General features: G+C 54.5%; 26 protein-coding genes. 21 read left to right on the forward strand and 5 right to left on the reverse strand.

Annotation, left to right across the window (positions count from 1 at the left end; translation table 11 throughout):
* Positions 1-75: 75 nt before the first annotated feature.
* On the forward strand, positions 76-1,086 hold the full coding sequence (locus VK70_RS23575) for a LacI family DNA-binding transcriptional regulator (RefSeq protein WP_025699315.1): 1,011 nt from the start codon (positions 76-78) through the stop codon (positions 1,084-1,086).
* A gap of 49 nt (positions 1,087-1,135) precedes the next feature.
* On the opposite strand, the gene VK70_RS23580 is transcribed toward VK70_RS23575, so the two are convergent.
* Both VK70_RS23580 and VK70_RS23585 read right to left on the reverse strand, forming a co-directional pair.
* Positions 1,136-1,555 (reverse strand): hypothetical protein, encoded by a 420-nt coding sequence (locus VK70_RS23580; RefSeq protein WP_025699317.1) that lies wholly within the window; start codon positions 1,553-1,555, stop codon positions 1,136-1,138.
* 3 nt (positions 1,556-1,558) lie between these two features.
* A complete protein-coding gene (locus VK70_RS23585; RefSeq protein WP_025690607.1) occupies positions 1,559-1,756 on the reverse strand; it encodes a helix-turn-helix transcriptional regulator in 198 nt (65 codons plus the stop codon).
* Between the two features lie 358 nt (positions 1,757-2,114).
* On the opposite strand from VK70_RS23585, the gene VK70_RS23590 reads away from it, so the two are divergent.
* From VK70_RS23590 to hxlB, 5 genes are all read left to right on the forward strand, one after another.
* On the forward strand, positions 2,115-2,972 hold the full coding sequence (locus tag VK70_RS23590) for a sugar phosphate isomerase/epimerase family protein (RefSeq protein WP_081754999.1): 858 nt from the start codon (positions 2,115-2,117) through the stop codon (positions 2,970-2,972).
* The gene (locus VK70_RS23595; protein ID WP_025699321.1) at positions 2,972-3,931 is read left to right on the forward strand and encodes a sugar kinase; all 960 of its coding nucleotides are present in this window, start codon (positions 2,972-2,974) and stop codon (positions 3,929-3,931) included. Before VK70_RS23590 ends, VK70_RS23595 begins: the two co-directional genes overlap by 1 nt.
* A 2-nt stretch (positions 3,932-3,933) precedes the next feature.
* Positions 3,934-5,235, forward strand: coding sequence for an MFS transporter (locus tag VK70_RS23600; protein WP_046723826.1), 1,302 nt, complete (start codon positions 3,934-3,936; stop codon positions 5,233-5,235).
* Complete coding sequence (locus VK70_RS29095; protein ID WP_046723827.1) at positions 5,232-6,077, forward strand: orotidine 5'-phosphate decarboxylase / HUMPS family protein; 846 nt, start codon at positions 5,232-5,234, stop codon at positions 6,075-6,077. The genes VK70_RS23600 and VK70_RS29095 overlap by 4 nt, the downstream gene beginning before the upstream one ends.
* 296 nt (positions 6,078-6,373) lie before the next feature.
* Positions 6,374-6,922, forward strand: coding sequence for a 6-phospho-3-hexuloisomerase (gene hxlB, locus VK70_RS23610; RefSeq protein ID WP_025699688.1), 549 nt, complete (start codon positions 6,374-6,376; stop codon positions 6,920-6,922).
* A 118-nt stretch (positions 6,923-7,040) separates the two neighbouring features.
* On the opposite strand, the gene VK70_RS23615 is transcribed toward hxlB, so the two are convergent.
* On the reverse strand, positions 7,041-7,472 hold the full coding sequence (locus VK70_RS23615; RefSeq protein WP_025699686.1) for a hypothetical protein: 432 nt from the start codon (positions 7,470-7,472) through the stop codon (positions 7,041-7,043).
* A gap of 220 nt (positions 7,473-7,692) precedes the next feature.
* On the opposite strand from VK70_RS23615, the gene VK70_RS23620 reads away from it, so the two are divergent.
* Positions 7,693-8,943, forward strand: coding sequence for a DUF445 domain-containing protein (locus VK70_RS23620; protein WP_025699685.1), 1,251 nt, complete (start codon positions 7,693-7,695; stop codon positions 8,941-8,943).
* Between the two features lie 187 nt (positions 8,944-9,130).
* Here VK70_RS23620 and VK70_RS23625 read toward each other — a convergent pair whose 3' ends face one another.
* Together VK70_RS23625 and VK70_RS23630 are read right to left on the reverse strand one after the other, a co-directional pair.
* Positions 9,131-9,457 (reverse strand): P-II family nitrogen regulator, encoded by a 327-nt coding sequence (locus tag VK70_RS23625; RefSeq protein WP_025699684.1) that lies wholly within the window; start codon positions 9,455-9,457, stop codon positions 9,131-9,133.
* 146 nt (positions 9,458-9,603) lie between these two features.
* Positions 9,604-10,719: a glycosyltransferase family 4 protein gene (locus VK70_RS23630; RefSeq protein WP_046723829.1), complete on the reverse strand. Its 1,116-nt coding sequence runs from the start codon at positions 10,717-10,719 to the stop codon at positions 9,604-9,606.
* Between the two features lie 190 nt (positions 10,720-10,909).
* On the opposite strand from VK70_RS23630, the gene VK70_RS23635 reads away from it, so the two are divergent.
* From VK70_RS23635 to VK70_RS23700, 14 genes are all read left to right on the forward strand, one after another.
* Positions 10,910-11,680 carry a YheC/YheD family protein gene (locus VK70_RS23635; RefSeq protein WP_025696242.1) on the forward strand — a complete coding sequence of 257 codons (771 nt, stop codon included), beginning with the start codon at positions 10,910-10,912 and terminating at the stop codon, positions 11,678-11,680.
* A gap of 188 nt (positions 11,681-11,868) precedes the next feature.
* A complete protein-coding gene (locus tag VK70_RS23640; RefSeq protein ID WP_051505118.1) occupies positions 11,869-12,789 on the forward strand; it encodes a glycosyltransferase family 2 protein in 921 nt (306 codons plus the stop codon).
* Between the two features lie 408 nt (positions 12,790-13,197).
* The gene (locus VK70_RS23645) at positions 13,198-13,836 is read left to right on the forward strand and encodes a C39 family peptidase (RefSeq protein ID WP_025696238.1); all 639 of its coding nucleotides are present in this window, start codon (positions 13,198-13,200) and stop codon (positions 13,834-13,836) included.
* 166 nt (positions 13,837-14,002) lie between these two features.
* On the forward strand, positions 14,003-15,958 hold the full coding sequence (pulA, locus tag VK70_RS23650) for a type I pullulanase (protein ID WP_025696236.1): 1,956 nt from the start codon (positions 14,003-14,005) through the stop codon (positions 15,956-15,958).
* A gap of 395 nt (positions 15,959-16,353) precedes the next feature.
* Positions 16,354-17,838 carry a glutamate synthase subunit beta gene (locus VK70_RS23655; RefSeq protein WP_025696235.1) on the forward strand — a complete coding sequence of 495 codons (1,485 nt, stop codon included), beginning with the start codon at positions 16,354-16,356 and terminating at the stop codon, positions 17,836-17,838.
* Positions 17,839-18,054: 216 nt separating this feature from the next.
* Positions 18,055-18,600, forward strand: a complete 546-nt coding sequence (yfcE, locus tag VK70_RS23660; RefSeq protein ID WP_025696233.1) for a phosphodiesterase — start codon at positions 18,055-18,057, stop codon at positions 18,598-18,600.
* Positions 18,601-18,809: 209 nt separating this feature from the next.
* Positions 18,810-19,844 (forward strand): agmatine deiminase family protein, encoded by a 1,035-nt coding sequence (locus tag VK70_RS23665; RefSeq protein ID WP_025696232.1) that lies wholly within the window; start codon positions 18,810-18,812, stop codon positions 19,842-19,844.
* 27 nt (positions 19,845-19,871) lie between these two features.
* Positions 19,872-20,747 carry an N-carbamoylputrescine amidase gene (gene aguB / locus VK70_RS23670; RefSeq protein ID WP_046723832.1) on the forward strand — a complete coding sequence of 292 codons (876 nt, stop codon included), beginning with the start codon at positions 19,872-19,874 and terminating at the stop codon, positions 20,745-20,747.
* Between the two features lie 221 nt (positions 20,748-20,968).
* Positions 20,969-21,820 carry a basic amino acid ABC transporter substrate-binding protein gene (locus tag VK70_RS23675; RefSeq protein ID WP_025696228.1) on the forward strand — a complete coding sequence of 284 codons (852 nt, stop codon included), beginning with the start codon at positions 20,969-20,971 and terminating at the stop codon, positions 21,818-21,820.
* Between the two features lie 127 nt (positions 21,821-21,947).
* Complete coding sequence (locus VK70_RS23680; RefSeq protein ID WP_025696227.1) at positions 21,948-22,595, forward strand: amino acid ABC transporter permease; 648 nt, start codon at positions 21,948-21,950, stop codon at positions 22,593-22,595.
* 15 nt (positions 22,596-22,610) lie between these two features.
* Positions 22,611-23,333 carry an amino acid ABC transporter ATP-binding protein gene (locus VK70_RS23685; protein WP_025696226.1) on the forward strand — a complete coding sequence of 241 codons (723 nt, stop codon included), beginning with the start codon at positions 22,611-22,613 and terminating at the stop codon, positions 23,331-23,333.
* A gap of 95 nt (positions 23,334-23,428) precedes the next feature.
* A complete protein-coding gene (locus tag VK70_RS23690) occupies positions 23,429-24,022 on the forward strand; it encodes a TerD family protein (protein WP_025696224.1) in 594 nt (197 codons plus the stop codon).
* A gap of 49 nt (positions 24,023-24,071) precedes the next feature.
* Complete coding sequence (locus VK70_RS23695; protein WP_025696223.1) at positions 24,072-24,818, forward strand: TerC family protein; 747 nt, start codon at positions 24,072-24,074, stop codon at positions 24,816-24,818.
* A gap of 445 nt (positions 24,819-25,263) precedes the next feature.
* On the forward strand, positions 25,264-26,052 hold the full coding sequence (locus tag VK70_RS23700; protein ID WP_025696221.1) for a formate/nitrite transporter family protein: 789 nt from the start codon (positions 25,264-25,266) through the stop codon (positions 26,050-26,052).
* The last annotated feature ends 151 nt before the right edge of the window (positions 26,053-26,203 follow it).

The following is a 26,203-nucleotide window of genomic DNA, read 5'->3' on the forward strand; positions in this document are numbered from 1 at the left end:
CTGGTCAAGCATAAGCGTAGGGAGGGGAGTGTTCAAAGTTAGTGGATATACGCGAAACGATGGGAGTAGAGAACATTGGTCAGAGCAACAATCGGGGACGTGGCCGCAAGGGCCGGTGTATCCAAAAGCACGGTATCCCAATATTTGAATAAACGGTATCAGCATATGGGGGCGGAGACTCGCGCCAAGATCGCAGAGGCCATTGAAGCGCTGGATTACCAGCCGAATGTGCTCGCGAGAGGGCTGAAGCAGAAGCGGACTTCAACGGTCGGCGTTATTGTGGCTAATATTATGCACAGGCTCTCCACCGAAATTTGCCGAGGCATCGAGGATTACTGCCAGGAGCAGGATATCAACGTTATTCTGTGCAACAGCGATGAAGACGGGGAGAAGGAGAAGAAGTACGCCGAAATGCTTCAAGCGAAGCAGGTGGACGGCATGATTCTGCTTCCTACGGGGAAGAACGGTTCCCTCTATAAAAAGCTTGCCAGGCACGGGTACCCCATTCTGTTCATGGACCGGCGGGTGGAAAGCGTCAAGGCCGACACCATTGTCGTCGACAACCGTGAGTCGGTCTATGAAGCGGTGTCGCATCTGAAGGAGCGGGGACACCGGAGAATTGCGCTCGCTACGGCGCCGCTGACGATCAGCACCCGGCTTGAGCGGACGGAAGGCTTCCGGAAGGCGATGGACGATTTCGGATTAACATACGGCAGCCGGAGCATTATTAATGCGGAAATCTCCGCCTTGCGGGGAAGATTCGAGAAGCTGTTTGACGGCCCGGAGCCGCCGACGGCGCTGATCGCGGGCAATGACCTGGTGCTGCTGGAGGCGCTTGCTTTTGTGAAGGAACGGAATCTCCGGGTGCCGGAGGATCTGGCGCTGGTCGCCTTCGACAACATTCCTTTTGCCCACCTGCTGACGCCGACGCTCACTACCATTAACCAGCCTTCGCTGGAAATGGGAAGAAAGGCGGCCGAGCGGATCATCAGTCGCATTCGTTCCGAGGAGGATCTGGAGCCGGAAGAGCTGGTCTTTAAATGCGAGCTGGTAGTGCGGCAGTCGTCGGATTTGAGGCGGCAGTGACATTTTAAAGTGTAAAGAAACGCCTTCTCCGCTGCGGAGAAGGCTTTTTTTACATAACCTTGCTGTATTTGACGAGGTAATAATAACGGATGCTGTAGGAGAACAGATAGAACGCCACCACGGCAAGCGTAATCCAAAGAGGCGAATCCGCAAGGATCAGCAAAAAGGGAATCAGCATCATGATTTTTACTGTAATATCAAAGGCTTTGGCTTTCGACAGGTTGTTGATGGAGACGCTGCGTTCATCTCCTGCTTCAATCTCCTGCTGTCTCTTGATTGCCGGACGCTTCGCATAATAGCGGATCATGATAAGGTTGGCAATGCTCATGCCGATCAGCCCGGAGCCTATACCTATGCATAGGCCGGATACGTTCCTGGCCATGTCCCCCACTCCCAATAGACCGGCACCCAACAGCAAAATCCCCGTTGCCAGCACGATAGCATTACGCACAGCAGAGCCTTTTTTCACAAGTTATTCCTCCTCATAGATAAAAATCTCTTCAATCGGCAGTTTGAAATAGCGGGCGATCTTGAACGCCAAAATGATCGAAGGGTTGTAGCGCCCGTTCTCCAGCGACCCTATCGTCTGTCTGGAAACCGCCAAAGCCTCGGCCAATTCCTCCTGCTTGATTCCGTGTTGTTTTCGGATTTCCTCCAGACGGTTTTTCAACATCACACCTCTATTCGATGGAAAGTAAGCTTTACATATCCAATATAACATCCGACGCATAAAATGTAAAGCTGACTTTCCATTATGGGCAGCCTATTAACAGAACCTGATGCTGTGAAGCAGGCTTGTAATAAAAATGACAGCGCTTCAAAGAAAGGGCTTGCAAAGATCGCAAGGCTGAATTATAATTTGAGCATAAACAGTAAATCGGTTTACTAAACCGGTTTACAAACGGCAATATTCGACGAATGGATGCAGCAGAATTGATAATCAGACGTAGACGTAGGCATGGCCCCGGTGGGCTAGATACGGCACAATCCGATATACAGGGTCTACATTTTGGTTGAAGGGGGACGTTATGATGAATGCGGTTTTTATTCCAACCTCCGTATTTGGAAGCGCTTGCGGAACACAGTATGGCCTGACGGAGCCGATACGCTCCGGGGGAGCGGATGGCATTGAGATTCGGCGCGAGCTGTTTCCGCCCGGGGCTCTTCCGCTGGCCGAGTGCCGCGAGGCGGTCCTGCGCAGCGGTCTGCGCTGCATATACTCTGTTCCGATGGAGCTGTGGAACCCGGAGGGGAAGCTTAATGAAGAGACGCTGTCGCACATTCTTGCTGAAGCCGAAATTTTGAAGCCGGAAATGCTGAAAGTATCGCTCGGGCACTATGCGGGCATTCCGGGATTTGCATCGGAGGATGAGCTGAAAGAGGCTGAAAAGGAACGACTCGGCCAGCTTGAGCGGCTGCTTCGGCAGTACCGAAAGACAGCAGGAGCGCTGACGCTGCTGATTGAGAACGATCAGACTTCTTACGGAGGCCGAGCCGAGAATTTGAAAGCGTTTTTTCGGGCGGTGGAGCGCTGCGGGCTTGACGGTGTGAAGATGACGTTCGATACGGGCAACTGGTTGTACAGCGGAGAGGACCCGCTAAAGGCGGCGGAAACCTTCGCTCCTTATGTGGCCTATATTCACTGCAAGTATATCATCCGTTCGGGCGGGATGTGGGTTGCGCTGCCGCTGCCGCAGGATGAGGATGCCCTGTGGAGGAAGCTGCTTCGGCTGCTGCCGGGCGATGTGCCCCGCGCGATCGAGTTCGGGCTCCCAGGGGAAGGATGCCTTGAAGGATATATCGAGATGCTGCGCGAAGGCTATTCTGGGACAACAGGGGCAGGAGCCGCAGAAATCACCGCAGAAATCGGAAAGGGGATTGCGTGATGAGCCTGAAGGATGTGGTCACTTTTGGAGAAGCCATGGTGATGTTCGTCGCCGATAAGCCCGGGGATTTGAAGGACATCGACAAATTCAGCCGCCGTCTAGCCGGAGCGGAGGTGAATACGGCGGTCGGCTTCGCCCGGCTGGGGCTTTCGGCGGGCTGGGTCAGCCGATTGGGCGACGACGTTTTTGGGGAATATATCCGCGAGTATCTGGAAAAGGAGAACATCGATATTTCCGGCGTCACGCACGATTCCCGGCATCCGACCGCCTTTCAGCTGAAATCGAAGGTGCTGGAAGGGGATCCCCAAATTCAGTACTTCCGCAAAAATTCGGCGGCAAGCACACTCTCGGGCGCAGACGTGGACCCCGGCTACTTGACGGGCTACCGCCATCTGCACATGACCGGTATTCCTCCGGCACTGACGAAAGAGACCCGCGAATTCAGCTATGCGGCGCTGGCAGCGATGAAGGCGGCGGGACGAAGCGTTTCCTTCGATCCGAATTTACGGCCTTCGCTCTGGTCTTCCCGTGAAGAGATGGTGTCGGTCATCAATGACCTGGCTTGCCGCGCCGACTGGGTGCTGCCGGGAGTGGAAGAGGGCGAGATTTTGACCGGATCAAGGGACCCGCGTGAGATCGCCGGATTTTATCTGAACAAAGGCGTCTCGCTCGTTGTCGTCAAGCTGGGGCCGAAGGGCGCGTACTTCCGCACACAGACGGACGAAGGGACCGTACAGGGCTTCAAGGTGGAAGAGGTTGTGGACACGGTGGGAGCCGGAGACGGCTTTGCCGTCGGACTTGTCAGCGGCATGCTGGAAGGGCTTACCGTCCCTCAGGCGGTGCAGCGGGGGAACGCGATTGGCGCGCTGGCCGTGCAGTCGGAGGGCGATCATGACGGTTACCCGACAAGACCTGAGCTTGAAACCTATCTTCAACATTATCTTACGGGAGTGAAATAATGATGAATAACAACAAAAGTGGCGGCTTCGTCGCTGCGCGCTGGCTGCGGCTGATGCCCATCGTCTTCATTACGTACAGTCTGGCTTACCTCGACCGGGCGAATTACAGCTTCGGCGCGGCGGCCGGCATGGCCAAAGATTTGCAAATTACGGCCTCGATGTCTTCGCTGCTGGGCGCGCTCTTTTTCCTCGGCTACTTCTTCTTTCAAGTGCCTGGCGCGCATTACGCCGAGAACAAGAGCGCCAAGAAGCTCGTCTTCTGGTCCCTCATTCTGTGGGGCTTGCTGGCTGCGGCCACCGGTATTGTCCATAACGTTCATTTTCTAATCGTCATCCGGTTCTGTCTCGGCGTTGTTGAGAGTGCAGTTATGCCGGCGATGCTGGTCTTCCTAAGCCACTGGTTTACGAAAAAAGAGCGCTCCCGCGCTAACACGTTCCTAATCCTCGGCAATCCCGTAACCGTGATGTGGATGTCGATCGTATCCGGTTATCTCGTATCCTCCGTCGGCTGGAGATGGATGTTCATTATCGAAGGGCTGCCGCCGATTATCTGGGCATTCTTCTGGTGGAAGCTGGTCAACGACAAGCCTTCCGAAGCGAAATGGCTGAACGATGAAGAGAAGAAGGCGCTGGAAGGCGCTCTTCAGGAAGAGCAAAAAGGGCTCAAACCTGTGAAAAACTACGGTGAAGCGTTCAAGTCCCCGCTCGTTATCAAGCTCTGCTTGCAGTATTTCTTCTGGAGTATCGGCGTGTACGGGTTCGTAATGTGGCTGCCTTCGATTATCAAGTCGGCTCCCGATATGAACATGGTGACGACCGGCTGGCTGTCGTCCGTTCCTTACGTGCTGGCGGTTATCGGCATGCTGACGGCTTCCTATTTCTCCGACAAGACGCTTAACCGGAAAATATTCGTCTGGCCTTTCCTGATGGTCGGCGCCATCGCTTTCTACGCTTCGTACCTGCTGGGCGCGGATCACTTCTGGCTTTCGTTTATCCTGCTCGTGATCGCGGGCGGCGCCATGTACACTCCGTACGGACCGTTCTTTGCGATCATGCCGGAAATTCTGCCCCGCAACGTGGCGGGCGGCGCGATCGCGCTCGTTAACAGCATGGGTGCGCTCGGATCTTTTGCCGGCTCGTATATCGTTGGCTACCTGAACGGCTCCACCGGTGGATTTGGCGCTTCCTATATCTTCATGGCGGGTTCGCTGCTCTTGTCGGCGATTCTGACGATGACAGTCGGCAATTCCCGCAAAGCGTCTAAGCAGCGGCCTGAGCCGAAGCTGGAGGTGTCCACGCGGTGAAGATCCAATTGGCGCTCGACCGGATGAGCATAGAGGAAGCGGCAGCGATGGTCCGGCGCACGGAGCCCTATATCGACTGGATCGAGGTGGGCACCTCGCTGATCAAGGAGTTCGGCATGGCGTCCGTGGAAGCGCTTAAGCGTGAATTTTCGCATAAAGTCATTGTGGCGGACATGAAGACCTTCGACAACGCCAAGTACGAATTCGAGCTGTGCTATGGTGCCGGGGCGGATGTCGCGACCGTCATGGGCGCGGCCCCGACGGTAACCGTGGCGCTATGCATGGAGACGGCGCGGCGGATGGGGAAGCAGGTCATGATCGACCTGCTTCATACTTCGCCGGAGCAGCAGCGGGAGCTGGCGCGGCATGACGGCGCGATCCACTGCCTGCATGTCAGCAAGGACCAGCAGGAAGGCGGCGGCCTCCGGCTGGAAGGCAAAGGCAACGCAGATGCGGGGCAGGAGAGCGGTGGCGGAACGGGTGGCGCTGCGGGAGTTCAAGGCGGCAGCCGCGCAGGAGCGCATGGCGCTGCCGGGGGCCCAAGCGGCGACCGAGCCGGAGTGCAAGGGTCTGCCGGGGTTCGGGAGGGCAGCGGTGAAGGCGCATACGGCGGCGATCTGGGCGCCGAAGGCGCGGCTGGCCTCAGGATTGCCGCCGCCGGAGGCATTACGCTGGAGTCGCTGCCGGGTCTGCTGCCGCTGAAGCCGGAGGTCATTATCGTCGGCTCGGCGATTACCAAGGCGCCTGATCCGGAGCAGGCGGCCCGCGAGTTCAAGGAGCGTATTCGGGAATATACCGGAGCGGGCCGGGAGAGCGGACGTTCTATATACGATGAACTTTAAAAATGACATCAGGGTAAGGAGTAACGAAGGGGAAGTTTGGAACTGTAGGAGCGATAGCGACCGCCTTTGTCTTCGGATTTCATCCGCGAAGAGCGGGTTAAATCGAGGGAATCTGAAGATGGGCAGCGGCCGGAAGTCCAAACGTTCCTCGTAGTTACGACTGATATCTGATGAGAAAATCGTAAGTTCAGCTTATATAGCTGACAACGTTAATTGTGAAACGAATACAGGGAGCATCCCCACGGGATAAGTTAGTTAATTCAGCGATTCATAAGCAGATAAGGGGTGACGCCAAGATGAGCAAGCTGAAGGAAATCCTTTCGGAAGCCAAGGAAGTGCTGGAGCGTGTGGATGAAGCGGCTGTAACCGAGACGGCCGTGCTGCTGGCGGGAGGGAAACGGATTTTTGTTGTGGGCGAGGGCAGGTCGGGCTTTGTGGCAAAATCATTCGCCATGCGGATGATGCATTTGGGCGCGACCGTCTACGTCGTCGGCGAGACGATTACTCCGTCCATCTCCCCAGGCGACATTCTGGTCGCCGTATCCGGGTCGGGAACGACGCACGGCGTCGTCTGGACGGCGCAGAAGGCGCGGGAGCTTGGCGCGTTCGTGATTGCCCTGACGACGGATGATGGCTCGCCGCTGGGCCGGTCCGCCTCCCGGCTGCTGATCATTCCGGCGGCGACCAAGCACCGCCGGGAGGGTGAACGCCGAAGCGTCCAGCCGCTCGGCTCCCTGTTCGACCAGTGCGTCCATCTCGTGCTGGACAGCGTCTGCCTGAGCTATGCGGAGCTGCGGGGCGTCGATCATGCCGCGGCGTACAAGCTGCACAGCAATGTCGAATAGCGGCGGCTTCCCGCATCTATAGAATTTTAGCAGTCCCCTGCGCCTTTGCGGCGGGGGACTGCTTTTTTTTAATTGGTTGTGTTAAATTAACAACCCAAAGGGCGGAGGCACAAATAGTTCATCTTGCCGCCGTCATATACTTATTGTAGATTGTTGACTTTAATTGAAATAACTCGTATAAGAGATTTCTAACTTCTTCATCTTGGCTGAATACATACTTGTTTTTCAATACATTAAACATTGTTATTGCTCGATCCGAAACTATATTTAATGCCCAAGGGAATAGGCACTCTTGCTCCATAGATCTCCTTGTTAAATAGGTGCATACGGGTAAAGGTGTATGCCTAAGCAGATAATTAATGCATTGTCCTACGCTGTTATCGTTACTGCTTAACTTTCCAATCGATAACCATTCTGTGTAATTATTATCTTTCTCCGCAGTTATGACGACTGTTTTGTCGAACGATATATATATTTCAATGCGAAAATTACTAGGGTTAATATTGTATTTTGGAGTCATTTGTTCCATACCCGATGCCAAATTTTTCATAGATCCTGCACATCTCCTTTTGGTCATTGCTAGTCCCACGGTACTTAGCTTTGTCAGCATGTTTATAGGCTTTTCGTTCAATGATACTCCTTTTTACCCTTGACTTCCTACCCAGCCGGATTTTTCCGGGAGCGTGAATTTCCGAAACGGGGATTATTCGTGGTACAATATTTTTTAGTGTTTAAGCTTGTCGATAGAATGTAGGAGGCAGTTATTTGATATGAAATCCAGAAACTTGGCTGCAATTTCACTTGTGGCAATGGCGTGCGGCTTTCTGCTGACACTGTTCTTGCCTGAGAATACAGCGGTAAAGCTGCTCCGGGGCGGCTTTGAGGCCGGACTGGTCGGCGGCATTGCCGACTGGTTCGCAGTTACGGCGCTGTTCCGCCATCCGCTGGGCCTTCCTATTCCGCATACTTCCTTGCTGCTGAAGAACCGGAATAAGATTGTAGAGTCTCTAATTTCGGCAATGGAGAACGAACTGCTGAACAAGGAGAGCATCGAGAACAAGCTGCGCGGAATCAGGTTCATCTCGCTGGGGTCTTCGATGCTCACAAAGTTCATCAGCCGCAAGCAGACGCGAATGGACATTTTGGCCCGCCTGAGTGGCCTTGTGACCCAGATTCCGGCGGAAAAGGCGCTGCCGTATCTTCAGTCGGCGCTTGCGGGTTATGTCCGGAACGCGGACCTCAAGCAGACCGCCGATACGGTCGTTACGAGGCTGCTGCATGACGGCAGGGACAAGGAGGCCCTTGATTACGGGCTCGGACAGGCAGAGGTCTGGATCAGCCGTCCGGAGACGAAGGCCATGCTCGGCCAGCTCGCTTCCTCCAAGCTTGCCGAGGTGAAGCTGGGCGGATTTAAGGGAGTGGCTTTTCAGGCGTTCGTCGGCTTCGTCGATGAAGAAATGCTGGGCGAACTGCTGCAGAACATGCTGCGGTCTGCCATCCGCGATATTCAGGATGAGGATAACGTCTACCGCGAGGACATTATCCGGGAGATCCGCGTTGCCCTGTTCCAGCTGGTAAATGACGAAGAGCGGATGAAAGCTCTGGCGGACTGGGCTGCGGCCGAACTTGAGGGGCAGCAGGCGGGAGCCTTTCTGCTGGCCCGGCTTGAGGAGATTCGCGGCAGGGTACTCGCTCTGCTGGAAGAAGACCGCGTTCACGGGGGGCGCGGGCTGTTCGCCGCCTATGCGCTGCTTGCCCGCCGCATCGCCGGAGAGAAAGAATGGGTCTCGGAATGGGAGGATAAGATCCGTTCCTCGCTCGTCGCGTTCGCGGAGGCGAACCATTACCGGATCGGCGTGCTGGTGAAGGAAAACCTCGACAAAATGGACGACGCCAGCCTGGTCGCTATGCTGGAGCAGAAGGTCGGGAAGGACCTGCAATGGATCCGCGTAAACGGCGCGGTGTGCGGGTTCGTGGTCGGTCTGGCGCTTACTTTAATTCAATGGATTCCGTTCACTTGAACGGGATGCGCTAATATTTAAAGGGCAAGGCTGCCGGAGCCTATATATAAGCATCCGGGGCCTTGCCCTTTCTCTTTTAGTCTATCTCTTTTATGAAAAATAATGCCGACACATCCGTACAGTCATGGCAGGATTTGGGGTTCGGGGTTCCTGCCATAAGGGGGTTCCGCCGCTGAATCGCCGTTAATTACAGTTCTTTTTTGCCGGTACTGATTGTATACGCTTCCAGCACGGGGAGTACGAAAATTTTACCGTCCCCGAAAGAGCCGTGATCGCCGGTTCTTGCCGTCCGCTTCACAATGTCGATGACTTCCTCCTTGTCATCCTCAGGAATGACCATCATCAGCATTTTTTTGGAAATCTGGTCGTAGTGGTTCGTGCCGACTTGAATTCCCTTTTGTTTACCGCGTCCCAATATATCCATTTTACTGATGGAAGGAAAACCTGCGGCCAGCAGTTCCGCCATCACTTCATCGGCCTTCTCCGGTCTTACGATAATTTTGAGCATCAACATAACAATCCACCCTTTCCACGGACAAAAGATATGCAGGGTGTTGCCGACTAGGGGGCTAAGATGATTATTTCGGCATGGCAACGCTTACATCATCATTATACAACGGATAAGAATGCCTAAAAGTGAATATTGTCATTGCATAACATTTAATTTTGTTGCCGGCGCTGGCAGAGTCCGGAGTACAGAAGCTCCAAGCGATCAGCCGTCCGCGCCCAGCCGAAGGCCTGAAGCGCGTCCCGCCGCCCTTGCATCCCGATGGCAGCGGCCCGCTTCGGGCTGCGGGCAAGCGGCAGCATCATTCGGGCGAAAGAAGCGGCCTCCCGGTAGCGGTCCACTAGGAAGCCGCCCCGGCCGGGTGATATGATTTCGCGGATACCGCCATTATTGGAGGCGATGACCGGCAGTCCGGCGGCCATAGCTTCCACATTAACCAGCCCGAATGATTCATGCCGCTGTGAAGGGCAGACCAGACAGTCGGCGATCTGGTAAATCCGGTGAATTTCCTCGTGCGGAACACTGCCGATAAAGGAAACGGATAAACGCAGCTGCCGGGCGAGCAGCTTGAGCCTCTGCACATAGGCCGGATTCCCCGTGCCGGCGATAACAAGATGCACAGGCAGCCGTCTATCCAGCATAGCGGCCGCCCGCATCAGGACGCGCACGCCTTTGCGGGGGATGAGCCGGCCGACGAACAGAACCGTAAAGCGGCGGCGGGGCAGCCGGTATTCCCGGCGGAGCAGCTGCCGCTGATCGTCAGGAAGCGGCGTGAACCGGGACAGGTCGGCGCCCAGCGGCACAACCTCAAGCGGGAGGCGGGCAGCAGCGAATCGGCGGTCCAGCCTGCCGCGCAGCGACTGGCTGTTGACGGCGATAAGATCGGCGAAGCCAAGGCTTAGGGCGACCTTGGGGTCCCTGGGCACAAAGGTCAGGGAATGCAGGAAGAGCACGACCGGAATGTGAGGAAAGGCCCGCTTCACGGCGGCCGCCAAATGAGGACGGTTATCTGCCTGAATAAGCTCATACGGCTCCTCCCGGAGGGCCTTCAGCGTTTCGGCAAGGTACAGGCCGGGAGTATCCGCAGGCAGGCGGATCAGCCTGACTCCTTCGCGTTCTTCCAGCCTGGGCAGTCCCGGCATAATCCGGCTGATTACGGTAACGTTGTGGCGGCGGGCAAGCAGCCTGGCTGTCTCCCAGATACAGATTTCCACGGAACCGCTGCCCGGAAGCGGAAACCGTCCCGGCGCTATCATGCAGATGTTCATCGTTAGGCTCCTTTCCCATGCAGCGATTTTCTTCCTGCTTGCACTATATGCTCATGTCTCGACGGGAGACACTTTCTTTGCCGGAGAGCGGCGTCTATCCAATGCGAAAACTGCCGCCGAAGCATAGCTTATCTTGTGTCATATCATGCTTCGGCAAGGAAGTTTGTAGACGGGAGTGTGGAATGCAAGGATGAAAGCCATATCGACACTGACAAGCAAATGGATCAAGACGAAGGTGCTGCTCCGCAGTCCGGAGATTTCGGCGCTAATTCCGGAGACGGTAAGACTGACCCGCGAGAATGCCAAAAGAATGCTGGACAAATACGGAATGGTGTATATCAAGCCGGAGGTGGGCACTTACGGAAACGGAGTAATTCGGGCCGAGCGCCGATCGGGCGAAAAGGGAGCTGCATACTGGTATCAGAGCGGGACCAAGCAGAGAACCTTCGCCACCTTTGAGGCCTTCTACACCTCGCTTAAAGGGAAGACAGGCAGCCGCAGGTACCTGATTCAAAAAGGGATTGACCTGCTGAAAGCGGGGGGCCGGCGCTTTGATATCCGCATCATGGTTCAGCGCAGTCCCAGCGGAGTCTGGGAAACGACAGGACTGATCGGCAGAGTGGCCGGGGAGGGAAAGATCGTGACGAACTACCATGCCGGCGGTAAGCCGACGGCGGTGGAGAAGCTGCTTGCTCCGCATATGAACGATACGCTTAAGGCTGAGACGATAAAGCGTTTGCGGAAGCTCGGCAAGGATGTCGGACAATTTTACAAGAAAAACTATCCGGGGTTCAAGCAGCTTGGGGTCGATGTCGGCCTCGACCGTTCCCTGACTCCATGGATCATTGAGGTCAACACCAATCCCGATCCGTACATTTTTAATCAGCTCTCGGATAAATCCATGTACCGCAAGGTTATGGCCTACCGCCGGGCACAGCAGACAACTAGTCCCAAGCGCTAGAACCTGCACTCTTTTCTTTCTGAAAATGAATTAAATCTAAGAAAAACTTGCATATTGCGTTTCATCCTGCACAATAAAGGGTAATTACAAAAAAATTGCGGAAAAGATCAAATTTCGTCAGAAGCAGTAACAACGCAGTCTGTAGAACAGTCCGTCTATTATTCATTTTTGGAAGAAGGGGTGGGAGTTTGAACGGATCGCTGACGTTGTCGATAGCCATTTGCACCCGGAACAGACATGAGGATTTGAGGAAATGCCTGAAATCGATATTTAGCCAGCGGGATATTGCCGGTACGGAGATTGAAATTCTGATCATTGATGACGGCGATACGCAGGAATCCTGGCTGGAAGAGGTTAGGAGGGAACTGCCTTCCGGTATGGAGCTGGGCTATCACCGGAAGAATCGGGAGGAAGCGGGCCTGCTTAAATCACGGATTTATGCGACTCATGCCACTAAGTATGAGACCCTTCTGTTCCTGGATGACGATGTGGAGCTGGAAGCGGATTATTTGGCCGTACTTCTGCGGACTTTTGAACGCTATCCTGATGCCGTCGGCGTCGGCGGCGTGGACCAGAGCTTCTCCTGCTCCCTGAAGGGCAGACTGCTCATGCTGATCAGCGGCCGAAGCCGGTTCGCCCCCGGGAAGCTGTCTTACAGCGGATTTGCCTCCGCCATGAATTTGTGGAACCGGCAGAAACGGATCTTCCGGACCGAATTCTTGCACGGATGCAATATGTGCTTCCGTAAATCGGCGCTGCGGGATGTAAAAGTGGTTGAATGGCTGAACGGCTACAGCCTTGGCGAAGACCTGTATCTCTCTTATCTTGCAGGGCTGCACGGACCGATGATTATAAATCCGGAGCTCAAGCTGGTGCACCACGGGTCGCCGGCTTCCAGAGACAAGGAGGAACAGGTCGCCTATACCAAGGTTATCAACCACTATGAGCTGCTAAAGCTCAGAACCGGCATAACGCCCTTCCGCTATGCCATGCTGCTGTGGACAGCGGGATTTTTATACGCGGAAACGGCCCTTAGGCGCCGGAAGGAGGCAAGCAGCGGATATCTCCGAGGCATACGGGAGCTCAGGGGGGCGCAGACCCGAAGCTGATCCCCTGGTGCGCATTCGCGGCCTCTGCGCGGAGACTGTACCGTACTTATATCTGCCTTTTACGAAATACCGGAGCACCCGAATCATGGGCGAAAGAAGCCTTGGCGGGTGCTTCTGTGTTGAATGAGCCGTTAACAATTCCGGATTAGAGAGGCTTTTCCCTAATAGCCTTCATGCTCCCTCGTATGTTTACCTTCCTGTTATCGTATACTTGGTATGTTAGAGTTCTTCGTATATCATCGGCTTTACGCTACTCGGAAAGGGGCCTTATGGAATGAACTGCGTGGCAGTGCCGGCATACATTAGCAGAGAAGTGCACGACCGCGGACAGCGGGATTTTGCCATGAGGCCTCCTCTTGCATCGGAAACCGGAAGGGTCCGGCTCTGGCGGCGGGCTGCTGCTGCTTTATGACGAATACCGTTACCGGAAAAAAGCTTAATCTTGAGCCTTATACCCAATGGGCGCAGGGTGTCAGATTTGCCTCGTCCGCCTGCGGACCCTCCACGATGGCCGCGATCACGGAGTACTGGAGCCGGAAGCTGGGGAAGCCGGACCTTATCGGCAAGGAGCGTTTCGGCTCGAAGGCGGAGCATATCAATTATTTGTACGGGAGATATGGAGGAAGGCCTTGGGGGATGAGCGCGCGCGGTTTCGCCAAGGGGATTAAGACGTATCTCCGGGCGTCCCTCGGAAACGCACCCGCGATTCGGCTGCGGAGCTTCAATGATTTCGCCTTGTACAAGGCGGAAATCGACGCGGGCCGTCCGGTGGCGGTAAAGTTCGACAAATGGTTCTCCCTGCGCTGGTTCGGGGACTACGCGTACGACTATCACTGGACGGTGGGAATCGGCTATGAGATGACGGGGCCCAGTCCCCGGCTGATTGTCCAGGACAACGGAGCGAAACGGGCGAACGGAGCGTTTGCCGCAAGCCGGGAACGCCGGATTGAATACGCTGCAAATCGTAAGGTAATTACGATGGTGGCTGTGGATTTGCAGTATTTTACAGAAAATCGGATAATTAGCTTGCAAAAAACGGAAATTTAGCAGATTGACACCAGATTAGGCGCATTATATAATCCCGGGGAATACAAGAAAAAACGGCGTGCCTGTCCATTCAGAGACCGCATCCGTTATGATAACTAATCAAACGTTTGCTCTGCGCGATCGGGCAGATCGCCAAGAGCGAGAGCATAAAGGAGCCATGATCGATTTGTCGGTACAAGGGGGAAAAGGGGAGCCGATGGATTACGGCGATCCTGCGGTCGTGGGGGGTGTCCCCGTCCATGTTGGCGGCTTTGACGGTTTGCCCGGTTACGAGGGCGACGATTTGGGCGTGAGCTACACGCCGGAGCGCTCAGCGTTCCGGCTATGGGCGCCGACATCCCGGCAGGCGGAGCTGGTGCTGTACGATTCCTGGCAGGGAGATGCTTCAGCCGTTCTGCCGATGACCCGCGATATCGGGGGAACCTGGATATTGACGGTAAAGGGCGATTTGGAAGGCAAATTTTATACGTATCGCGTATGGTTCGAAGACCGGTGGAACGAAGCGGTCGATCCCTACGCCAGAGCCGTCGGCGTAAATGGCGACCGGGGGGCCATTCTTGATCTGCGAAAGACGGACCCGCTGCGCTGGACCGAAGACAAACCGCCTTTTGATAATCCCGTGGACGCCGTCATCTATGAGCTTCATCTGCGGGACTTATCGGTCCATCCGGCCGGAGGTATCCGGCAAAAAGGGAAGTATACCGGCCTTGCCGAGAGCGGCACACGCGGACCCGGGGGAATTCTTACCGGACTGGACCATATCGCCGATCTTGGCGTTACCCATGTGCAGCTGCAGCCGATTGCCGATTACGCGACGGAAAGTGTGGATGAAACGAAGCTCGATCAGCCGCACTACAATTGGGGCTACGACCCGAAGAACTACAATGTTCCCGAAGGCTCCTATGCGACTGATCCTTACGTTCCGGGGGTCCGGATCAAAGAGCTGAAGTGCCTGATTCAGACGCTGCATGACCGCGGACTGCGGGTCGTCATGGACGTTGTATATAACCATGTTTATGACAACTTCCGTATGAATCTGACCAAGCTTGTTCCGGGCTACTACTTGCGTTATAAAGCGGACGGTACGCTGTCGAACGGATCGGGCTGCGGCAATGACTGCGCCACCGAGCGCAAGATGATGTCCCGCTATATTGCCGATTCCGTGCTGTATTGGGCTAGGGAGTACCATATCGACGGCTTCCGCTTCGATCTGATGGGCCTCATGGACATCGGAACCATGACGGAGATCCGCCGGCGGCTCGATGAGCTGGACCCTTCCATCCTGACGATCGGGGAGGGCTGGGTGATGGACACGGAGCTTGCGCCTTCGCAGCGGGCGAACCAGCAGAACAGCGCCTCGCTGCCAAGGTTCGGCCAGTTTAACGACGGCTTCCGTGACGCGGTTAAGGGAAGCATTTTTCTGCATAACCGCAAAGGCTTCGTCAGCGGAGGAGCCGGAACCGAGAACGGGGTTATGGCCGGAATCGCCGGAGGAATCACTTACGGGCCGGGGATCTGGCAGTTCGCCCAGGAGCCGCAGCAGTCCGTCAACTTTGTGGAATGCCATGATAATCATACGCTGTGGGATAAACTGCTGCTGTCTACCGAAGGGGCGACGGACGAGGAACGCCGGGCTATGCACCGGCTTGCTTCCGCAATGGTGCTGACGAGCCAGGGCATTCCGTTTCTGCATGCCGGGCAGGAGTTCATGCGGACGAAGAACGGCATTGAGAACAGCTATAACGGTCCGGAAGACATCAATTGGCTCGATTGGCAGCGGTGCGCCGCCCATCAGGATGATGTTGAATATATGAAGAAATTAATTGTGCTGCGCAAAGAGCATCCGGCGTTCCGGCTGCGGAGCGCGGAGGAGATTCGCCGGGGTCTTTTCTTTGAACGTAGCCCTGGCGGAGCAGTAGCCTATACGCTGCGTAATCACGCAGGGGGAGATTCGGCGAGCCACTTGTACGTGGTTTATAAAGCGAATGTAGGTGAGATGTCGCTGGCGCTTCCGAAGCTGGGAGAATGGCAGCCGCTGCTGGGCGGAGAACAAATTGTCCGTCTAACCAAAGAACAGGCCATTATCCGGGGCATCGGAATGACGGTGCTGGCGGTGCCGTGATTGTTCGGACCCCTAGACCCCTTTTGGGGTCTTTTTCTTATTCGAAGAGACTCACGGGTTGTGCCGCCAGGAATCAAGTTAAATTGATTCAAATTTGAAATTTATGTGATAATGGCAAAATGATGTTCTCGATTTCAACAAAAGGTGACATTGCTCACGTTCGGATACGGAAAGCGGATGGTACTATGTAGTCACTTATTACTTCTAATTTTAAATGTGGCGGACAACCGTACAGCCGGCGTCAATCGCCCGGTTGCGGCCTGCTGCTTTGCTGCTTTACAGCGTCATACGAACGGGCGCTCGGAAGGGACTGAAGTCCTTGGTGTAAGCGGCACCCTAGAATACATCGCCGGCCGGTCCGGCGGAAATCCAAGAAGACACGGAGGATGACAGGGATGGGTAAATCTACGGGATTTATGGAATATCAGCGTGTAACGCCTTCGGAATGCGAAGCGCTGGAGCGGATCAAGAACTGGAATGAATTTTCGGTACCGATGGATGAGGAGCAGCTGCGTGAGCAGGGTGCGCGCTGTATGGACTGTGGAACGCCTTTTTGTCATGTGGGGCGTCTGCTGTCGGGCATGGCCTCCGGCTGTCCCCTTCATAATCTGATTCCGGAATGGAATGATCTTGTATACAAAGGGAATTGGGAGGTAGCCCTGAAGCGGCTGCAGAAGACCAATAACTTCCCTGAATTTACGAGCCGTGTATGTCCTTCGCCTTGTGAGGGCGCTTGTACGGTGGGAATGAACGGCCAGCCCGTGACCATCCGTACCATCGAGAAAGCAATCGTGGACAAAGGCTTCGAAGAAGGCTGGATCAAGCCTGAGCCTCCGCTTGCGCGCACCGGTAAAAGCGTGGCCGTCGTCGGCTCGGGACCGGCGGGTCTGGCGTGCGCGGCGCAGCTTAACAAAGCGGGCCACACGGTCACCGTCTATGAACGGGCTGACCGGATCGGCGGACTGCTAACCTATGGCATCCCGAATATGAAGCTCGACAAGAAGAAGGTACAGCGCCGGGTTGATCTGCTTGAGGCCGAAGGGGTTAACTTTATAACCGGAAAGGAAATCGGCAAGGATATTTCGGCTGAGGAACTGAAGGCGCAGTATGATGCGGTTGTGCTCTGCGCGGGTTCGACGAAGACCCGGGATCTTCCGATCGAAGGAAGAGGGCTGTCCGGCATCTACCAGGCGATGGAATTCCTTACCCTGAATACGAAGAGCCTGCTTGATTCGGAGCTTCAGGACGGCGAGTACCTGTCTGCGGCCGGCAAAGATGTTGTCGTGATCGGCGGCGGCGATACCGGCACCGACTGCGTGGCGACCTCCATCCGTCATGGCTGCAAGAGCGTAATCCAACTGGAGATCATGCCGCAAGCGCCGCTCACCCGCCAGCCGAGCAATCCGTGGCCGGAATTCCCGAAGGTGCTTAAGGTGGACTACGGACAGGTGGAAGCGAAAGCATTGTATCAGGAAGATCCGCGCCGCTATCTTGTATCGACGAAGCGGTTCGCCGGGGATGAGAACGGGCATGTGAAGGAACTGCACACGGTACGGATCGAATGGGTGCGCAGCGAAGATGGCCGTATGGTGCCCAAAGAAGTTCCGGGCAGCGAGGAAGTCATTCCCGCGCAGCTCGTGCTGCTGGCGCTGGGCTTCACCGGACCGGAAGATCCGCTGGCAAGCCAGCTTGGTCTGGAGCGCGACGAGCGGTCCAACATCAAGGCCGAATATGGAGTGCATACGACTAATGTAGACGGCGTCTTTGCCGCCGGCGACATGCGCCGCGGACAGAGCCTTATCGTGTGGGCGATCAGCGAAGGCCGCCAGGCTGCACGGGAAGTGGACCGTTATCTGATGGGCTCCTCGAATCTGCCTTAAGGCCTAAGCAGCCGCAGACAAGAAGCAAGCACGATAGCAGCAGCGGGGCGTCCGGCTAAGGAGCCGGCCCCCCTTTACCGGTATTATTTTCGGGGTCCAGGCATAATATCTGACCAACATCAAGGAAAGGCCTCACTTTGTGGGGCTTTTTGCGTGTCCGGGACGTTGGTATAGTGGTAATAGTACATATCCAAAACAGGAAAGGGCGGGAAATGCATGAAGCTGATGTTTATTTCCGATATTCACGGTTCGCTGCACTGGTTAAAGAAAGCGCTGGAGAAATTTGCTGAGGAGAAGCCGGACGGCCTCGTTATTCTGGGAGATTTCATGTACCACGGTCCCCGCAATCCGCTGCCCGAAGGTTATGACCCTAAGGGAGTGGCGCAGGAACTCAATGCGATTAAGCGGCAGATTACAGCTGTGCGGGGGAACTGCGACTCCGAGGTGGATCAGATGCTGCTCGATTTTCCGATGATGGGCGACTATACGCAAATTCTGTATGAAGGCAGACGCATTTACGTCACGCATGGACATGGCTTCAGCATTGAGAATCTGCCGGACCTCAGCGAAGGGGATATTTTCATCCAGGGGCATACCCATGTTCCGGTGGCCGACGTCAAGGAAGGCATCTACGTGCTTAACCCCGGCTCCATTTCGCTCCCTAAAGAAAACAATCCCAATTCCTATGGCGTACTTGAGGGCGGAGAGTTTACGGTAAAGAGCTTTGCGGGTGAGACGGTGAAGTCGATCCGGATATCCTGATTCGCAAAAAGAATACGCCCGCCGCTGCGGGCATGAATGAAGACCGGGCGCATGCGTCCGGTTTTTTATGCGGCCGATCATTCCTCTGCCGGAAAATGCCGGATTTCAGTCGTCCTGGCGCAATTGAGCCCGCGTTGATAATATTGTATGATGGGTAAGGAATGCCGGGAAAGTGTATTCCGAAGACTAATGTAAAGTGAGCTAAAATGATGAATCCTAAAGCTTTAAATTATAGCATGCCGCCCGAATGGGCGAAGCATGAGCGTACGTTTATTTCCTGGCCGGTGCAGGCATCCATGTGCTTTCCGGACGACCATGAATCCGTATGCCAAGGATATGCGGATATTATCCGGGCCATCGCCGAATTCGAGCCGGTGACGGTCGTTGTGGGTCCGGACGAGCAGGAGGAGGTCATGCGCCTGGTAAGCGGGCCCGGAATCACCTTCCTGCCGATTGAACACAGCGACGCTTGGCTGCGGGATAACGGGCCGACCTTTGTCATGAACACAGGCGGGCAGCTTGCCGGTATCAACTGGAAGTTCAATGCCTGGGGCGGCAAATACTCGCCATGGGATCTCGACGACAAGGTTGCTCCGCAAATAATCGAGACGGTGAAGGTTGCCCGGTTCGACGCGCCGATTGTAATGGAAGGAGGTTCCTTTCATACCGACGGCGAAGGGACGCTGATTACGACCGAGGAGTGTCTGCTGAATCCGAACCGCAATCCCGGGCTGGGACGGGGAGATATTGAGGAGGTTCTTCGCCAGTACACCGGCGCGGACAAGATTATCTGGCTGAAGCGCGGCCTCAGCGGCGACGAGACCGACGGACATGTCGATAATATCGCCTGCTTCGCTGCTTCAGGCAAGGTTATCATTCAGGTCTGTGAAGACCCGCAGGACGAGAATTATGAAATTACGCAAGAGAATCTGCGCATTCTAGAGAATGCGACGGATGCTAAGGGCCGGAAGCTGGAGATCGTCAAAATCCAGCAGCCTCCGCGCGCGGATCATGAGGGTAACCGGTTGACGCTCAGCTATCTGAACTTCTATTTTGTTAACGGCGGGATTATCCTGCCTGTGTTCGGTGCGGCCGAGAGCGATACGCTCGCGGAGGAGACGCTAAAGCGTCTGTTCCCTGACCGGCGAATCCGCACGGTGAATGGAATGGCGGTCATCCGTGAGGGCGGCAATGTGCACTGCACGACGCAGCAAATGCCGGCCCCAATAGTTCATGCATTTTGATTTCAGTCATAGCAAGGAGGAACAAGCTTGAGAAACGTAAAAGTAGCCGCAACGCAGATGAGCTGCTCCGGAAATATCGAGGAGAATATTGCCAAGGCCGATAAGCTGGTTCGGGAGGCGGCAGCGCAGGGAGCGCAGATTATTTTGCTGCAGGAGCTGTTCGAGACGCCGTACTTCTGCCAGAAGGAAAAATCGGATTATTATGAGTACGCGACGGAACTGGAACAGAATAAAGCCGTGAACCATTTTAAAGAGGTGGCAAAAGAGCTGAAGGTCGTGCTGCCGATCAGCTTCTATGAGAAGAAGAACTATGCGCGCTACAATTCCTTGGCCGTCATTGACGCCGATGGCAGCATCCTTGGCAAATATCGGAAGAGCCATATTCCGGACGGTCCCGGCTATGAGGAGAAATTCTATTTCAATCCCGGGGACACCGGCTTTAAAGTATGGAACACACGTTACGCCAAAATCGGGGTAGGCGTATGCTGGGATCAATGGTATCCGGAAGCGGCGCGCGTCATGACGCTGATGGGCGCCGAGCTTCTGTTCTATCCGACGGCCATCGGCTCGGAGCCGCAGGACAGCTCCATTGATTCGAAGGATCACTGGCAGATGTGCATGCTCGGCCATGCCGCGGCCAACCTGATTCCTGTGGTGGCCTCCAACCGCATCGGCCCTGAAGAGGACGAAGAATCGAGCATCAATTTCTACGGGTCCTCGTTTATCGCCGGTCCGCAGGGCAACAAGATCGCCGAGGCCGGACGGGACGAAGAGACGGTGCTGGTCGGCGAGTTCGATCTGGACGCGCTGGAGACTCTGCGGATTGAGTGGGGCATCTTCCGCGACCGCCGTCCGGAGCTGTATCGCCTGATTGCTTCCTATGACGGAGACCTAACTTTTTAACAAAATTTCACAGATTTTTATACCAGGGCACTGACCAAGATGTTACACTCTTGGCAGTGCTCTTTTTTGAAAGATAAATTGTTACAAACTTCCGATAATGTGTGATGTAACATAACATCATGAGGAAATGATAATTGTCATCTGCGCTTTAATCTGTTAAAATCTCTTTGTATTATAGATAATTTCTCAGGGGGATTGAGAGAGTGGAGACCAGAAAAGAGATGAAGACCCGAAATAAATGGATTTTGTCAGCTTTAATCGCAATTTTGGTATTGGCTATAGCGGGCTGCGGATCGGATAACGCAAATAATGCAAGCAGCGCAAGCAATACAGGCAGCAGCGCCGCAGAAACAAACGCCCCAGAAACAGTCGTTAAGTTCGCGAGCGACGCTACTTATGCGCCGATGGAATACATGGACAAGGATACGATCAAGGGCTTCGACATCGACTTTATCGCTGCGGTTATGGAAGAAGCGGGAATGAAATACGAAGTGGTAAATACCGGCTGGGATACGATGCTTCAGAGCGTGCAGCAGGGTACGGAATATCAGGCAGGCCTGTCTGCTGTGTCCATTACCGATGAGCGCAAGCAGACTTATGATTTCTCTATTCCTTACTTTGAATCGACCAATATGATTATGGTCAAGGAAGGCAGCGACATCAAGAGTGCGCTGGACCTGAAAGACAAGACGGTTGCCGTACAGACGGCCACTACCGCCGATGAACTGATGAGCAAGATTATGGGCGTGGGCAACACGAAGCTGAAGCGCTTTGACAGCAACGCGGTAGCGATGATGGAGCTGGACAATGGAGGTGCGGACGCGGTTGTGGCCGATATCGCGATCGTTCGCGAGTACATCAAGAACAATCCTAAGATGAAGCTGGTCGGCATCAAAGATACGCCGAACTTCGGCTCCGAGTATTACGGGATTCTGTTTCCGAAGGGCAGCGAGCTGAAAGCAAAGCTTGATCCGGCGATCCAAAAGGTAATTGAGAACGGCAAGTACGAGGAGATCTACAAGAAATGGTTCGGAGAAGCTCCCGATCTAACTAATTTGAAGAATGCGAAGTAAGCGGTGCAAGACGACAACAAGCATGCGTAATCAACACTATTGCGCGTGCTTGTTTTTTTGACAGAGAAGCTACAGGGAACGGTGGCATACCGTCTACCCGCGAAAAGAAGAGAAGGGGAAGAGAAAGATGGATTTCAATTTCGACATCATTTGGGGGTACTTGCCATTATTTTTACGGGGAACCTTGTATACGATCGGTTTTTCAATCGCCTCTATTATACTGGGGTCCATACTCGGACTGGGGATCGGATTCGGCAGAATGCTGAAGAGCCCGCTTTGGCGCTGGCCTTTTGACGTCTATGTCAATATCTTTCGGGGCACTCCGCTGTACGTGCAGATTTTGATCGTACATTTCGGGCTGGTGCCTTTCCTTTACGGAAGTACGAACGCGCTGATTTCCGGCGTTGTCGCGCTGTCGCTCAACTCGGCGGCCTATGCGGCGGAAATCTTCCGGGCGGGCATTCAGTCGGTCGATTCCGGCCAGCGGGAGGCGGCGCTGTCTCTGGGTATGACCAGGCGGCAGTCGATGCGGTTCGTGGTGCTGCCGCAGGCCATCAAGCGAATGGTGCCGGCTTTCGGCAATGAGTTCATCGTGCTGGTCAAGGATTCTTCGCTGCTCGCGCTCGTCGCGGCGCCGGAAATCATGTACTGGGGCAATACGATGAAAGGCCAGTACATGCGAATTTGGGAGCCGTATTTGACGGCGGCGGTTATTTATTTTATTCTCACCTATTCGCTGAACAAGCTACTGGCCTATATCGAACGGAGGATGTAAACTATCATGGAACCGATTATTTCAGTGAGACATCTTCGCAAGTCGTTTGGAAGCCATACGGTGCTTGGCGATATCAGTATTAACATTAACAGCCGGGAGGTTGTCGTCGTAATCGGGCCTTCGGGCTCGGGCAAATCGACCTTCCTCCGTTGTCTGAACCTGCTGGAGCAGCCGCAGGGAGGCGAGATCGTGATCGAGGGCGTCAACTTGATGGACAAGAAGACGCGGATCAACGAGGTCCGGACCGAGGTTGGGATGGTATTCCAGCAGTTCAATCTGTTTCCGCATAAAAAGGTGATCGAGAATATTATGCTGGCGCCGATTCAGGTTCGCAAATGGCCAGAGGAGCAGGCCCGCCGCAAGGCGCTGGAGCTGCTGAAAAAGGTCGGGCTCGCCGAAAAGGCCGAGGCATATCCCGCTTCCCTGTCCGGCGGACAGGCTCAGCGCGTAGCTATTGCCAGAGCGCTGGCCATGGAGCCGAAAATAATGCTGTTCGACGAGCCGACATCGGCGCTCGACCCGGAGATGGTCGGCGAGGTGCTGGCCGTCATGAAGGATCTGGCCCGCGAAGGGATGACGATGGTCGTCGTCACGCATGAGATGGGCTTTGCGCGCGAGGTGGGCGACCGGGTGCTGTTCATGGAGCAGGGCGCCATTGTGGAAGAAGGGGCGCCTGAGGCGCTGTTCGGAAATCCGCAGCATGTGCGGACCCGGGAATTTTTGTCGAAGGTATTGTAGGCAGCGGGGGAAATGATTGTCCGCCGTATTGAAACAAATTCCATTTCTAAGCGTATGACTTTGTATATGCATTTTTTGAAAGTGAGGGATCACGCTTGGCTGGAATTCATTTGGCAAAGGGCCAGAACATTGATCTGACCAAAGGCAATTCAGGTCTGAAGAACGTGATCGTCGGTCTGGGCTGGGACCCTGCAGAGAACAAGGAATTGTTCGGCTCCAGGCAGAAGGCCTATATCGACTGTGACGCCTCGGCCCTGCTGCTGAATGTTGATGGGAAATTGACGAAGAAGACCAATCTGGTCTGCTTCCATAATATGCAGAGCGCTTGTAATTCGGTCGTTCATTCCGGCGATAATCTGACGGGCGATGATGACGGGGATGATGAGCAAATCAGGGTGAACCTGGACGCGGTCCCATTCGATGTGCATCGGATTCTGGTTGTCGTCAATATCTACGACGCCATGGATCGCGAACAGGATTTCGGTATGATCAAGTCGGCGTATATCCGTGTGAAGAATGCTTCAGGCGGGGCCGAGCTGGTGAAGTATAACCTGTCGGATAACTACTCCGGGTTCACCGCCCTGATCAGCGGAGAGCTGTACAGACACGAATCGGAGTGGAAATTTGCGGCGATCGGCGAAGGCAGCCACGCGGCGCATATCAGCCAGTTGGCGGAGCGGTATGTATAACCTGGGACGCGAACAAATAATAATATGATTTTACCGGAGGCAAGCGAAGATGGAGGGATTATCAAATTTTTTTAGGAGCATGAGCGACAGCTATGGCCATTTTTTCTCATGGCATGATGTAATCGCTACGCTGTCGGACCCCGTAAGCTGGGGCATTATCGCAAGTCTGGTCCTGCTGGAAGGTCTGCTCTCGGCGGACAACGCGCTCGTGCTTGCCGTAATGGTCAAGCATTTACCCAAAGAGCAGCAGAAGAAGGCGCTCTTTTACGGGATTCTGGGAGCTTATCTATTCCGTTTCTTGGCCATCGGTCTTGGCACTTACCTCATCAAGTTCACATTGGTTAAGGTGCTCGGCGCCCTCTATCTCTTCTACATAGCCTATAAAGGAATCTTCAAGGGCGGCGGGAACGAAAAGGTAGAGAATAAGGGAGCCTCCTTCTGGAGAACGGTGCTGCTCGTTGAACTGATGGATATTGCCTTCAGTATCGACAGTGTCATTGCCGCCTTCGGCCTAAGCAGCGAAGTATGGGTGCTGTTCATGGGCGGTATTCTGGGCGTGCTGATGATGCGCGGCGTGGCGCAGATCTTCCTTAAGCTGATCGAGAAATTCCCCGAACTGGAGCAGATGGCTTTCCTGCTGATTGCGATTATTGCCGGTAAAATGCTGGCCGGCGCTTTCGGATACGAAATGCCCCATGTTATCTTCTTTGCCGTCATTATCGCTGTCTTTGTCGGAACAATTCTGTACAGCGCAGGCCGTAAGCAGAGTGAAGCGAAGAACGAAGTCCGTCATTAAACAGCCGGTCCCCGATATGCAGATGCTAAAACAGCTGCAGCGGACCACAGGCTACGGCAGCTTTCTGAACCGGGACAACCCCCTTCTATTGAATAATTGCCAGGCTTGTCCGATTTGATCGAACAGGTCTTTTTTTCATGCCGCTGCAATCATAATCCCTCTCTCCTGCACATACATTGCGACAGGGCGCGGCAAATACGGGGGGAGGGGCTGTCTTATGATCCTGGGGGGCCTGATTCTCGTGCTTCTTGTAGCGGCAAGCAGTAAGAAGGCGGCAGGAATCGCCGAGCTTAATAACGACAGGAATTCCTGACAATAGAGATTATTCGCCAATCTTCGAGGTTTGTTGTTTCAAGCGTTTTTTTGCGGTTTATTGGGTATAATAAGTCCGAAGCTCGCGTTATCCCAAAAGGCTGCTAAAAATACGACAACCTACGGAGGAACTATGGAGAATGAAGCCCTATTAAAAGTCGAGCAGTTGGCGCTCAAGAAGCAAAAGGTATACCGCAACAGTCTATTCCGCTACATTGCCCGCGCGATGCTGGCCAGTATGTTTATCGGGTTCGGGGTTATTGTGGCATTTAAAACCGGGAACTTTTTTTACATGGAGCATTCTCCAATGACCTATCCCATGGCCGCCGTTACATTTGGAGCCGCTATCATTCTTATTTCATATGGCGGGGGCGACCTGTTTACCGGTGATACGTTCTACTACACCTATGCGGCGCTCCGCAAGAAGATGCAGTGGACGGATGTAGGGCGAATGTGGGTGTGGAGCTACATAGGGAATATTCTGGGTGCAACAGCGTTTGCACTGCTCATCTATTTGACCGGTCTATTCTATGATCCGAATGTAAACGGGTTCCTGCTCAATGTCGTTGCTCATAAAATGGAGGCTCCGGCGATCCAGCTGTTCTGGCGGGCGGTCCTTTGTAACTGGCTCGTTTGTCTCGCTTTTTTCGTGCCGATGTCGATGAAGGCCGACGGCGCCAAATTGTTCGCCATGGTATTGTTTGTATTCTGCTTCTTTATTTCGGGCTATGAACACAGTATTGCTAATATGTGTACGTTCGCGATTGCGCTTGTGCTGGATCACCCGGGAACGATCTCCTGGGGCGGTGTCGTGCACAACCTGGTTCCAGTCACCCTCGGCAATTTGATCGGCGGCGGCGTGCTGATGGGCGTCATGTACTTTTATGTGAACAAGCCTTTCCTGGACGATGAAGCACACTAAAAATAGGGATGGGAAGCTCGCGGTCTGCACGCTGCGGGTTTCCATAACAAGCAAGATCTTTGCCTGCAGCCAGCATAGAGGGCTCTATTTATCAGCGAGGGAAACTCCGGATCTGGTCATTCGTCATAAAGAATAGTTTAGTACAAACCGA

Origin of the sequence: Paenibacillus durus ATCC 35681 (genome assembly GCF_000993825.1) — a bacterium.
In the GTDB taxonomy this organism is placed as follows: domain Bacteria; phylum Bacillota; class Bacilli; order Paenibacillales; family Paenibacillaceae; genus Paenibacillus_AQ; species Paenibacillus_AQ durus_B.

Coding starts and splice junctions, on each gene's coding strand:
- VK70_RS23590 (WP_081754999.1), top strand. CDS start 2,115: ATGATGAATGCGGTTTTTATTCCAACCTCCGTATTTGGAAGCGCTTGC.
- VK70_RS23595 (WP_025699321.1), top strand. CDS start 2,972: ATGAGCCTGAAGGATGTGGTCACTTTTGGAGAAGCCATGGTGATGTTC.
- VK70_RS23600 (WP_046723826.1), top strand. CDS start 3,934: ATGAATAACAACAAAAGTGGCGGCTTCGTCGCTGCGCGCTGGCTGCGG.
- hxlB (WP_025699688.1), top strand. CDS start 6,374: ATGAGCAAGCTGAAGGAAATCCTTTCGGAAGCCAAGGAAGTGCTGGAG.
- VK70_RS23615 (WP_025699686.1), bottom strand. CDS start 7,472: ATGAAAAATTTGGCATCGGGTATGGAACAAATGACTCCAAAATACAAT.
- VK70_RS23620 (WP_025699685.1), top strand. CDS start 7,693: ATGAAATCCAGAAACTTGGCTGCAATTTCACTTGTGGCAATGGCGTGC.
- VK70_RS23625 (WP_025699684.1), bottom strand. CDS start 9,457: ATGTTGATGCTCAAAATTATCGTAAGACCGGAGAAGGCCGATGAAGTG.
- VK70_RS23630 (WP_046723829.1), bottom strand. CDS start 10,719: ATGAACATCTGCATGATAGCGCCGGGACGGTTTCCGCTTCCGGGCAGC.
- VK70_RS23635 (WP_025696242.1), top strand. CDS start 10,910: ATGAAAGCCATATCGACACTGACAAGCAAATGGATCAAGACGAAGGTG.
- VK70_RS23645 (WP_025696238.1), top strand. CDS start 13,198: ATGACGAATACCGTTACCGGAAAAAAGCTTAATCTTGAGCCTTATACC.
- VK70_RS23655 (WP_025696235.1), top strand. CDS start 16,354: ATGGGTAAATCTACGGGATTTATGGAATATCAGCGTGTAACGCCTTCG.
- yfcE (WP_025696233.1), top strand. CDS start 18,055: ATGAAGCTGATGTTTATTTCCGATATTCACGGTTCGCTGCACTGGTTA.
- VK70_RS23665 (WP_025696232.1), top strand. CDS start 18,810: ATGAATCCTAAAGCTTTAAATTATAGCATGCCGCCCGAATGGGCGAAG.
- VK70_RS23675 (WP_025696228.1), top strand. CDS start 20,969: ATGAAGACCCGAAATAAATGGATTTTGTCAGCTTTAATCGCAATTTTG.
- VK70_RS23680 (WP_025696227.1), top strand. CDS start 21,948: ATGGATTTCAATTTCGACATCATTTGGGGGTACTTGCCATTATTTTTA.
- VK70_RS23695 (WP_025696223.1), top strand. CDS start 24,072: ATGGAGGGATTATCAAATTTTTTTAGGAGCATGAGCGACAGCTATGGC.
- VK70_RS23700 (WP_025696221.1), top strand. CDS start 25,264: ATGGAGAATGAAGCCCTATTAAAAGTCGAGCAGTTGGCGCTCAAGAAG.